The sequence below is a fragment of the Providencia sp. PROV040 genome, assembly GCF_032706145.1.
In the GTDB taxonomy this organism is placed as follows: domain Bacteria; phylum Pseudomonadota; class Gammaproteobacteria; order Enterobacterales; family Enterobacteriaceae; genus Providencia; species Providencia hangzhouensis.
Map to the genome: position 1 here is coordinate 22,086 of NZ_CP120532.1, position 11,532 is coordinate 33,617.

At 51.3% G+C, this 11,532-nt stretch carries 8 protein-coding genes; 7 read left to right on the forward strand and 1 reads right to left on the reverse strand.

Features of this window, described 5'->3' with window-relative positions; all coding sequences use genetic code 11:
• Positions 1–25 precede the first annotated feature (25 nt).
• The gene (locus tag P3L40_RS24175) at positions 26–1,465 is read right to left on the reverse strand and encodes an IS1182 family transposase (protein WP_136135613.1); all 1,440 of its coding nucleotides are present in this window, start codon (positions 1,463–1,465) and stop codon (positions 26–28) included.
• 201 nt (positions 1,466–1,666) lie between these two features.
• Here P3L40_RS24175 and traL point away from each other — a divergent pair, with 201 nt between their 5' ends.
• From traL to P3L40_RS24210, 7 genes are all read left to right on the forward strand, one after another.
• On the forward strand, positions 1,667–1,948 hold the full coding sequence (gene traL / locus P3L40_RS24180; RefSeq protein ID WP_000805625.1) for a type IV conjugative transfer system protein TraL: 282 nt from the start codon (positions 1,667–1,669) through the stop codon (positions 1,946–1,948).
• A complete protein-coding gene (locus P3L40_RS24185; protein ID WP_001049716.1) occupies positions 1,945–2,571 on the forward strand; it encodes a TraE/TraK family type IV conjugative transfer system protein in 627 nt (208 codons plus the stop codon). The genes traL and P3L40_RS24185 overlap by 4 nt, the downstream gene beginning before the upstream one ends.
• Complete coding sequence (locus P3L40_RS24190) at positions 2,555–3,472, forward strand: type-F conjugative transfer system secretin TraK (RefSeq protein ID WP_096043119.1); 918 nt, start codon at positions 2,555–2,557, stop codon at positions 3,470–3,472. The genes P3L40_RS24185 and P3L40_RS24190 overlap by 17 nt, the downstream gene beginning before the upstream one ends.
• A complete protein-coding gene (locus P3L40_RS24195) occupies positions 3,472–4,785 on the forward strand; it encodes a TraB/VirB10 family protein (protein ID WP_024131605.1) in 1,314 nt (437 codons plus the stop codon). The genes P3L40_RS24190 and P3L40_RS24195 overlap by 1 nt, the downstream gene beginning before the upstream one ends.
• Complete coding sequence (gene traV, locus P3L40_RS24200; RefSeq protein ID WP_000793435.1) at positions 4,782–5,360, forward strand: type IV conjugative transfer system lipoprotein TraV; 579 nt, start codon at positions 4,782–4,784, stop codon at positions 5,358–5,360. The genes P3L40_RS24195 and traV overlap by 4 nt, the downstream gene beginning before the upstream one ends.
• 78 nt (positions 5,361–5,438) lie before the next feature.
• Positions 5,439–5,756 carry a TraA family conjugative transfer protein gene (traA, locus tag P3L40_RS24205; protein ID WP_064754699.1) on the forward strand — a complete coding sequence of 106 codons (318 nt, stop codon included), beginning with the start codon at positions 5,439–5,441 and terminating at the stop codon, positions 5,754–5,756.
• A 200-nt stretch (positions 5,757–5,956) separates the two neighbouring features.
• Complete coding sequence (locus P3L40_RS24210; protein WP_085281193.1) at positions 5,957–11,488, forward strand: Ig-like domain-containing protein; 5,532 nt, start codon at positions 5,957–5,959, stop codon at positions 11,486–11,488.
• Positions 11,489–11,532: the final 44 nt, after the last annotated feature.

Genomic DNA, 11,532 nt, shown 5'->3' on the forward strand with positions numbered 1-11,532 from the left:
CGAAGGTCGCGATCGCGATATTTTTCTAAAATTCCATCGGCGATATTTGTCTTGGCCTATATTTCGTTCTATATAAGGCTAATTGACCTTTCATGTGTCCAAAAATATAAAAAAGAAGCGCCAGCAGCGCCATCTTCTTGATATTTTGCGCTGTGGCCGCTAATAAGCACTGCATTTGAACTTTACTCAGCCCACGGAACCGCGCATAGCGGTGACCATGATGTTGTTTGGCATCCGCAAAGCTTCTTTCTACCGTCTCTTTTCGCCTTGCATACACTTTTTTTCCCCATTTAGTCAGTCTTAACGCATTTGACCATTCCTTCGCTTCCTCCCAGACATGTCGGGTCACGGTTTTTTCGGCCTTCTGATTTTGCGTACAGGATGAACGATGTTCACAGCCTTGGCATTGCTGACGGTTTGATTTGTAATGCTTATAGCCATTTCGGTCGGTTGTACAGTAAGTGAGCTGTTCTCCAGCGGGACACACATACACATCGCGCTTCGCATCATATTGGAAGTGTTTCTTTTGATACGTATTTTGGCCTTTATTGGGGCGTCGATAACCAGGCACGAGAGCGATACTCATTTCTTTCGCAAGGTGACAAACAGGGGCGGTAAAGTAACCAGCATCGACGCCTGCTGCCACGGTATTCAGGTTAAAGCGGGCAATTTGTCGTTGCAATCGACCAATATAAGGTTGGCTATCATGGACATTGCCCGCTGTAACGTGGGTATCCATGATGATGCCATGTTTGCCATCCACGGTACGATGGTCGAGGTAAAAGAAGCCTTTGGGCTTGTTATCCCGATGCATAAAACCACTTTCAGGATCCGTCGTGCTCACTTTAGTGTTTTTGACGGCGCTGTTTCCGTTGGATTTTTTTGCGTCGGGTAACGGCTTTTTTGCATGGTTTTTCCGGTCTTTTTCGACGGCAGCATTGAGCTGTTCAATATATTCACTTGGTGCAATGGGACGCTCTTCGTTAATGGCTTTGCGCGGGTTTGCATCCGCTTTTAAGTGAGTACTGTCGGTGTAAAGGACTCGTCCATTCGCCATGCCACCACTAATGGCCTGCTCAACAACACGGTCAAAAATCTGTTGGAAAATCTCACTGTCATTGAAACGACGAATACGATTTTGGCTAAGAGTTGACGCATCGGGGACTTTTTCCGTTAATCCCATACGAAGAAACCAGCGATAAGCCATGTTGACTTGGATTTCTTTCACTAACTTACGCTCTGATGGGACACCAAACAGATAGCCTAACAACATCATTTTAATCAGGCGGACAGGATCAATCGCGGGACGGCCATTATTCGGGCAATAAAGGTGGGCAACGGCATCACGAATAAATTCGAAGTCCATAATAGCATCGACTTTGCGAACGAGATGGTCTTCAGGAACGAGTTCATCAAGAGTGACAGTTTCGAACTGATATTGTTGAGGAGAAGGTTCTTTTAGCATATCGGTTAGCTCATTATTTGCACTAACCTTATTAGATCAAAGTCCTCAATAAAAAGCGAGGACTTTGTCAGCAGTCTGAGGCGGCTTAGGCCGCCTTTTTTTATTTGTCGCTGGAAGTGCCCGAAAAGGGCGCGAAGCCGTGGCAGAAAATCAGTGACCCTGAATGAGAATACAGGCCACTAGGAAAAGAAGAGGGTTGCTATGAAGCCTGTAAAGATACCGCGCCGGGTCGATGAGCCCCCGCATCTGCTGTTGTGGAGCGCAGATGAGTTGGCCCCGATGCTTTTGGGGCTAACGATAGGGGTCATCATCGGTAAGGCCCTGATCTGCTTTCTGGGGGGGTTACTTGTAACCAACCTTTATCGCCGATTCAGGGATAACCATCCGGATGGATACCTGCTCCACATGATCTACTGGGCCGGGTTCATCATGACCAAGGCCAAATCTCTCAAGAATCCGTTTGTCCGGAGGTATTTGCCTTGAACCTGAAAAAGTATCTCAAGACCTGGGAAGGGACCCAAACAGAAAATAAGTGGGGACGAATCTTCCAGGGTGGTCTTATTGCTATCGTTTTCCTGCTGGTGGTCCAAGTATTCAGCAAGGAAACCATCGTCACTATCCAGCCTTTCACGCTCACGGAAGAAGCCTGGGTGACGAAAAATAACGCCTCTCAGTCCTATAAAGAGGCTTGGGGTTTCGCTTTTGCTCAGCTCCTTGGCAATGTGACGCCAGGAACCGTTGACTTTGTGAAAGAACGGATCACCCCGCTTCTCTCCCCGAGCATCTATCAGGACGTGATTGATGCCATCGAAATTCAAGCTCAACAGATCAAGAACGACCGCGTAACCATGCGGTTTGAGCCGCGTTTTGTTGAGTACGAGCCCAAGAGCGACAAGGTGTTTGTCTACGGATATTCCTACGTCAAAGGGGCTTCTTCTAACGAAGAGCGTAGCGAACGCTCCTACGAGTTCGCCATCAAGATTTCAAACTACGCGCCCGTGCTGGACTACATCGACACCTATGTAGGAAAGCCACGCACCAAAACTGTTTTGGAGCAACTCCAGCGCAAAGAAGAAAACCGGAGAAAGCATGAAGAACAACGCTAAACTTTCGCTCCTGGCGCTGTCCTTGGCGCTTGGAACTTCAATGGCCTATGCCTCGGATGACATTCCTGTTGTCCCGGCCAGTGTTATGAAAAAGGATGTTCCTGCCCCTGTGACGTCAGGACAAAGCTCCCATGAGGTTGTGGGCAGCATGAATGAAAACCCCTTACTGACGATGAAGCCGGGGGTTAACCAGATCATCCCGATAGCCGTTGGTCATCCGAACCGAATCGTCACGCCTTTCAGCAATCCTGAGATCGTTTCAACATCTCTGACCGGGGCGACGGATAACGGCCAGTGTGGTGAGGTCTGCATCAAAGAGAATGTGGTCTATGTCGCCACGGATAAGCAGTATCCGGTGACTATGTTCATTACTGAAAAAGGCTCGGAATCCCAAGCTCTCAGCCTGACGATGGTTCCCCGTCGTATTCCGCCCAGAGAAGTCTTTCTCAAGCTCGATGGTGGTGTAGGTATCACTGGTGCTTTTGCCAATACCAAGGCTGAGACCTGGGAACAGAGCCAGCCTTATGTCGAAACCATCCGGTCAGTATTCCGAAAGATTGCTCTTGGTGAAGTCCCTCAAGGTTACACGTTGAACCGCATCCCTGCTGGTGCTGCGGTGCCGAGCTGCGCTCATCCTGGGGTAAAGGTGGATTTTAGCAAGGGGCAATACATGATGGGCCACCACCTTAACGTGTTCATCGGTGTCGCCCTGAACGTCTCTGATCAGCCTATTGAGTTCAAAGAGGCGTTGTGTGGGAGCTGGGATGTGGCTGCGGTGACTACGTGGCCGCTTAACGTGCTTGAGCCCGGCCAGAAGACGGAGATCTATGTGGCGAAGAAGCAGAAGCGTGGTCTCGCACCAACGTCTAAGCGTCCATCGCTGCTGGGAGGTGCCCAATGATTAAGCGATTTTGGACACAGTTAGACCCCAACAAGAAGCGTTGGGTGTCTATCGCTGGCGGCGTCTTCGTTCTTTTTGCGGTCGTGACAATGTTCTCTGGTGAACCCAAGAAAGAAGAGAAGCGCGGTCGCCAAGAAACCATCAAGCACGTTCTCACAGACAAAAACACCCGTGAGATCGGGATAGATTCGTTGTCTGCCGATGTGAAGATGGTGTCTCGTGAAAACTCCGACCTGAAAAAGGAGCTGGAACGAGTCAAGAAAGAGCTGGAGGAAACCAAAACCACTGCCGGGAAATCCAGTGATGTTGGCCGTGAGATGACCCGCCTTCGTCAAGATTTGGACCGCCTGACCCAGAAGAACATGGAATTGGCTAAGAAAGTCGAAACCGGCGCTGCTGGTGGAAAAACATCCTCTTCATCAGAGGATGCCAGAGCCGATGTTAATGGTGCATCTGGTGGTGATGGTCAGTTCATGGAGAAAAAGCTCGACTACAAAGATCCAGCATCCTTTTTTCGGGACGCACCGCTTCCTGACTCGAAGGGTGGGGCTCCTGCAACTGGCAAGGGAGACGGTCGTGATGCAACTAAACCAGGCATCCAAATAGTGAGCTACTCGCAGAAAGCGCCAGAAGTTGAAGAGAAGGACAACAAGGATGATGAGTCTATCTACCTACCTTCTGGCTCCATCCTGACAGGGGTGCTCATCAACGGTATGGACGCACCAACATCTCAAGGTGCTCGTCGAGATCCGTTCCCTTCGACCCTCAGGATTCAGAAAGAGGCTATTTTGCCTAACCGCTTCCGTGCGGATGTTCGTGAGTGCTTCCTGATTGTTTCAGGCTATGGAGATCTCAGTTCAGAGCGAGCGTACCTGCGTGGCGAGACCTTCTCGTGCGTTCGGGATGATGGGGGGGTCATAGAAGCGAAGCTGGATTCCTATGCAGTGGGTGAAGACGGTAAGGCCGGTGTCCGTGGTCGCGTCGTATCGAAGCAGGGGCAAATCATCGCCAAGAGCTTGATGGCAGGCTTCCTTGGTGGCGTTTCCGAAGCCTTTGACGTCAATCCTGTGCCGGTCGTCAGCACTAACCCTGGCTCAAATACCCAGTACCAGTCTGTGTTCTCCGACCAGATGTTGCAGGGAGCAGCAGTGAAGGGGGCCAGTAAGGCGCTAGATCGCATCGCTCAGTTCTATATCGACATGGCCGAAGGCATCTTCCCCGTTATCGAGGTCGATGCTGGCCGTCAGGTAGACATCATCGTGACCAAAGGAACCAAGCTACAAATTCGTTCCACCGGGGGAACCAAGAAATGAAAAATTTGAACATTTTGACCAGAAAGGGCAGTTCCAGAGGCGAGGCTCAAAAGGAACAGGCAGTAAGATCCGCAAAGATGTTGGGGGTGGGTGCAGCGCTACTTATTTTGTCGGGCTGTTCGACGTTCAACATCGGCAAGGATGAGTATAGCTGTCCGGGAATGCCGAATGGTGTTCAGTGTATGTCAGCGCGAGACGTTTACGCCGCAACCAATGACGGAAATGTCCCGCGCCCAATGAAACCAGAGGAAGTCGAGGCCAAAGCGGAAGCGGATGGCGAAGGTTCCTCAAACGTTTCAGCGAACTCATCTAGCTCCGGAGACCCGGTGATTGACAACTATGTCGCACCGCGTCTTCCGGATCGCCCGATTCCAATTCGTACACCAGCACAGGTTATGCGGATTTGGGTAGCTCCCTGGGAGGACACCAATGGTGATCTCATCGTGACAGGGTATGTCTATACCGAAATCGAACCGCGCAGGTGGGTGATTGGGGATGGCACACCGCAAAGTGAGCCAGTTTTGAGACCGCTGCAAACGGTACAACACGAACCGAAGTCTGAAACAACCAAATAGGAGATGTTCTTGATGAACGCAAATCAGTTGGCGAATGCCTCAAGTAAAAACAACGCACTCTTCCTCTTCCTGGGGTTGATGGTGGTAGCCTTCCTGCTCGTGCCGGATCAGGCCCACGCTGGTACTGGTGGTACAGCGTTTGACGACGTATGGGTAACTCTCAAGGATTGGACCCAAGGTACTTTGGGTCGAATCGTTGCGGGTGCGATGATCCTGGTCGGTGTTGTTGGTGGTATCGCTCGCCAGAGCCTCATGGCTTTCGCTATGGGTATCGGTGGCGGTATGGGCCTGTACAACTCCCCGACCGTAGTGGAATCCATCATGTCTGCTACTCTGGAACATGCAGAGAAGGTCATCCCGGCTGTTGTGCAACTCAGCAATGGCCTGGGGGTGTAAAAGACACCTTGCCGTTAATCAACGGGTGATAGGGGCAGCCTAAAAGCTGCCCTTATTTTTTGGCAAAAAGTCCAGTCATAACAAATTCCAACTATTTCCTTATTTGCTCAAAAAGGGCACTTCCACAGCCCATGTTTATGCACTCCCTCCCGTAACCTCCAGCATTGGGTTCTTGTAACTCAAAACGAATGGAGAATGCGATGATCAATTTCAAGCCTAAAATTCCGGCGATGCTTGGGGCTCTGGCGGTTCTTACCGCTGGTGCTGCTCATGCAGAGCTGCTGGAATACACCTTTAAGGCTCCAGATGGTACGCAACGGTCTCTGACTCCGAATGCCAACTATGCCAACCCAACGGGCAATATCTCGTTTGCCTTGAGTGCCGGTATCGACCGAAAGGTAAAGATTTCGGTGATTCGGTCGGATGGAACAGTGGTTTCGACAGCGACCAGCCACCTTCTTGGGGCTACTGATCGCATCACAGTGGGTGGAAAATCCTACTATGGTGCGGAACTTCAACTACCGGCTCCTTCCGAGGGAGTCTACAAACTAAGGGCCGAAATACTGGCGTCAGACGGAAGTTCCGTTCAGACTGATGAATACCCGCTTCAAGTCGATACGACAGCGCCAAGTTTGGCAAACGTGACAGTAAAAGGGGAATGGAACCGGGCGCTTTCTGATGGAACGCTACTGCGAGGTCCTAACCGATTTTCAGGTATAGATGTGTCTGCATCTGATGCCGGTTCTTCGGTTTCCTCTATACAGGCGTATGCTGTAGATAGCAAAGGCAAGAGGAGTCCTGTTGTCTCGGTTAATTACGCCAACGGCCAAGGCCAGTTGTTGAACTGGAGCACTGTGTTCCCTAATGGGGAGGATCTATATACGCTTCATTTCGAGGCCCTGGATAAAGCAGGGAACAAAGGGTCAATAGCCTATCCTATTGCTTGGGATTCAGTAGGTGCAAAGTCTGGAGAGAATCCTGAGCCAGTAGCAGTGTATGACCCTAAGAACCCGCAGGCCTCAACTTTTAAGGTTAATGGTCAGGCCCTATCAGGTTTTGCGCCTTATCAGAACGGAATGACCATTTATTCCGATACCTACAGGGTGCTCTACCGGATACCCAAAACAAACTCCTATCCTTCTTCACCTTACGGTGCTCAAAGCGGTAACTGGTGTGATTATAAAAACTGTATTGAAGGCAATATCATTGCCGAAGACGGTACATATGATTATCGGCAGACGCAAGCTGATGTATTCCAGCAACATGGGACAAAAACTAAGTCGTTTATTATTTACGACTGGGTTATGAACTCTCTTGGTAATACATCCGTCAGTGTGAAAGCTGATCCATCGGTTAGCTTGGCTCCCATCGGTAAGTATGTTGAATATCTTAGGGATGATGGTCAGTGGGTCCGCGGTGAAACCATTAATATGAGCTCAGTTAACCATTATAAAAAACTGAGATTTCATGTTGAGCCGAGACCTTACGCTCAGGAGTTATGGGGATCTTGGTTGCCTACTACTAAAATTCCGGCAAATGCTTCTTATGCAGAAGTGGATACGGATATATCGTTCAGTGGGCGCTCATGTTCATGGCCTGGATATTGGTCTCGACCGGAAGGGAAGCCTGAACTTCCGTCTGATCGGATTGGGGCAACGTTCTGCTATGACCTTAACCCTCCTGAAATTGCTGGGTTAGAACGAAATGGGCGGATTTTTAAAGCTCATTTCCGTGAGCCTGATTCATTTGACGGTTGGGGTGTTAACCAGTGGGTTATTTCTAACAACTCAAGTGCGTCTGCGATAACCTCGACTGGCGAAGAACGTCCGTTGTCTCGTACTGAAGTTCTTCGTAGTAGCACAAATGATTGGTTTTTCACATTTTCTGCTGAGAATCTGTCAGAGGGCACATATACCGGCATATCTCTCGTAGCTAAAGATGCTTTCGGTAATGAGGTTAAGCAGGTATTCACTGGCTCCCAATATGCTATGAGCATAGATAATTCAGCGCCGACACTAACCGTATCGATCAGTGATGGAGCACCAATCCAGTCTTTGGATGATGTTGTAATCACCTTGACTGATACTGCCGACCCGAGTCCTAAGCTGACCTCTATTGCCCTCGTCGGAGGCCCAGCCGATGACAAGGTGCAGTTGTCTTGGCGTGAGGAGTCGAAAGGTCGATTCCGCCTTGAGTACCCGGTAATGTTCCCGTCTTTGAAGGAAGGGGAATCTTACACGCTGACTGTTTCCGGTGAGGACGCACAAGGCAACGCGGTTCAAAAGGCGGTTGGCTTCGAGTACAAACCGCGTCAGGTGATGCTGGCGGATGGGATGGATGGCAAGGTTATGGTCCCCGCTGTCACTCATGAATTTGTTCATGCAGATGGCAAGCGGATCATCGAGACCAAGCCGCTGACGCTCAGTGATGGTGCTGTCGTGACAGGTTCATACGACGTGTTTGCGACCCTCCGTTCTGATGCGAAAGTGCCGCTGGTGGTGAATGGGGTGCGTATCGAGCCGGGCCAGACAATGGGGATCATGAGCCAACATGATTTCGGTGCGTCAGGTGGTCGTTTGAGCATTCCGGTTAAACCGGCTGTTCCTGATGTGGTCGGCTCTTCCAGTCTTCTTGTCATGACCTCCGCGCCGAACTCACCCATCTTGGTTGTGGACATCAATACCTGGAAAGGGACGGCCAAGCTCTCGGCTGAATCATGGACAATTCGCCAGGTTATTGACCCGGTGAAAATCTATGCCCTGCCAGAGTCGGGTGTGCCTTGCCGGTTCACCACGAAAGAGGATGTGGCTATGGCCGCAGACCCAATTCGTGACCCGGTGTGTTTGCTCCAATGGGACAGAACTCCGGATGAGGCTGAACAAACTACGCAGGACAACAACGGGATGAAAGTTGCCGGGCTGGTGGGGCAGGCTGTGAGCATTGGTGAACAACCTGTCGAATACAGCCTGTACCTGTTCAGTGGTGACGGTTCCAAGGTAAAAGTTGGGTCTGGCTCTCAGAACCTGACGGTAACTACTGCCTATGGCTCTGTTGGTTACACCCCGATTGATGACATTGCTCAGGTGAATCGCGTCATTGAAGACTTTGATGTGAACTTCAAGCAGAGCAAAGGTCCTGATTGTTCAATCACTCTCAGTGCTGACCGTGCGAAAAACGAGGCCGCGAACAAAGCTGTTGGCAGTGCAAGCCGCACCTGTCTGTTCGAGTGGCAGCAGATCCCCGATGGACTGGTCCAAGACCCGTTATCGGAATCTCCTTCGTTGTCAGGTTCCCTGGCCGAGAACGGTGATCACCCTCTGGGGTGGCGGGTAAGTATTTTCACCCGTAACGGCACTCGGGTGACGTTGAACGACGAGACTTTCAATGTCGAAGCGGTTGACCCACCAGCTCCGACCGTTGAACTAGCCTCCGACTACAACTTCAAAGACAACATCTACTTGGTGCCGATGACAGGTAACTACCTGGGTGATGCCATTATCAACTCTGAACGAGCTGATCTGGATATTGCCATATCGCGCAACTCTGATGTTCTTGAGTCTGAGACCTTCACTCCGGGATGGGGTGCCACCAATAAGGTGTATCGCCGCATCAATACCGATGAGCGAGCGTTGTGGGAGGAGACCACCTACAAGGTGAACGCGGCCTACAACAAGGTGCCTGATGTGAAGACTGAGGTTGTCTACCGGGCTATCTCTGCACCTTCTGACAGTATCCGTCCTATCGTTGAAGTTAAAGGTGATACCGCGATTGACACCCAGGCATTGCCGGTTAGGGTTCTCATCCGTGATCAGTACAAACCTGATGGTGACTATGACGCTAACACGATGGGGGTGTGGAAAGTACGCCTGATCCAGCAAAAGGCCTACAACGAGACGGTTGCGCTCACTGATTATGCGGAAGCATCGAACGGTGAAGCTCAGTTCTCAGTAGACCTGTCTGGTGTGGATACTTCCTCCGTCCGTATCGCTGCTGAGGCTGTTCTGGAAAGCCCTGTTGAGGGTTACAACCGCACAGAGTTGTCTATCAGACCTGCCTTCTTGACAGTGCTTCGTGGTGGTGCCATCGGTGCTGGCGTGGAGGCTCGCAAGTTGTCTGGTGAAGCTCCGTTCACTGCTGTGTTCAAGCTATCTTTGGACGACCGTCAGGATCTCCGGGCTACCGGCCAGGTTGTGTGGGAAACCAGTAAGGACGACGGTAAAACCTGGGAGCAGTTCATCCCAGAAGATCGATACAAGTATCAGCTTGTGAAGACCTTCGACAAGGGGGAGTACCAGGTTCGGGCCAAGGTGGTGAACGTCAACTCAGGTGCGGAAAAGTACACCGAAGCGGTCAGTGTTGTCGCTTACGACAAACCTGATATTGCTGTTATCGGCCCGACCACGTTGTTTGTCGGAAGTGAAGGCAAGTACACAGCGAACCTGACGTTGAACGATGAGCCAATCTCCGGTGGCAATGCCATTGTTGAGTGGTCTACTGACGGTGGCAAAACCTACGCGCAGACAGGGGATAGCATCACGCTTTCGAGCGATGAAGAAACCCGATACCGCCTGTGGGCTCGTGTGCGCTCTGCCACTGCACCGGCTGATGACGGCTATGCCTATGAAGTTGCGAAAACGGCAGTTGACTTCCGAGCAGTGAAGGCCCCCCGTCCTTACGTGACAGGGCCGCGAGTCATTGAGACCGGTAAGAAGTATGTGTTCAAAGCCGAAACCAGCCTGCCTTACCGTGGGATGGACGTGAAGCTGAACGGGTTCTTCACGCTGCCTGATGGCTCAATTGTGCAGGGTGATACTGCTGAGTACGTGCCTTCGGACACTGACCTCAACCAGGCTACTGTAGAAACGAAGTACACCACCTGGATCGAAGGATACCGAGATCAGGGTGCAGAAGCCTCGCATAGCCTACGCTCCCGCGTGTGGCAGTATGTATGGCCGAGCTTCGGAATGCAGGTCAGGAAGAACGCTGACGTGGCTCCTGCGACGATCACCGCGTCAGTGCGGCCAATTGCCTTCAACGGCAAGCTGGAAGAACCGACCTACGAGTGGGAGTTGCCGGAAGACGCAGTGATTCAGGATCAGCGGCAGGATATTGTCCGGTCCTTTGTGATCAATGAGCCGGGCGATTACAACATCAAGGTGACTGTCCGTGATGCTCGCGGCCATGAAACCGTGATCGAGCAACCGCTCAAGATCGGCCAGGCAGAGCCCTATGCTATCGACCTGCAATACTCTGGCTCGAACAAATACGAGCGTGAGCCTCTGGATGTGCTGTTGCGACCGTACATTTCTGGCGGCCACCCACGCGACCGTATTTCGACTCGCGTCTACTCGGTAGATGGTACGCCGTTGGAAAGCAGCGGTTACTACGGCAGAGCAACTCTGGGCGCTGGTGAGCACAGCATCAAGCTGAAAATAACCTCAGAAATGGGGCATGAAGCTGAGGGCGAGGTGAACATCAATGTGGCAGAGAACAAGTTGCCTGCATGTAGCCTGAGCTCACGAGAGACCGTTGGGTCGTGGATCGTTTATGCGAACTGCGAAGATACCGATGGCCGCATGAAGTCCTACGAATGGACCATTGCCGGTGAGTTGCAGAGCATCAGCTCTGATCGAGTGACTATCAGCAAGGGCACCTATGAAACGATGCCGACCATCTCTCTGGTTGGGGTCGATGACTCTGGTGGCAAATCCGAAGCTGTTACCATGAACTAAGGTTCATTCCTCTCAAAGCCCGGTTCAGACCGGGCTTTTTTTTG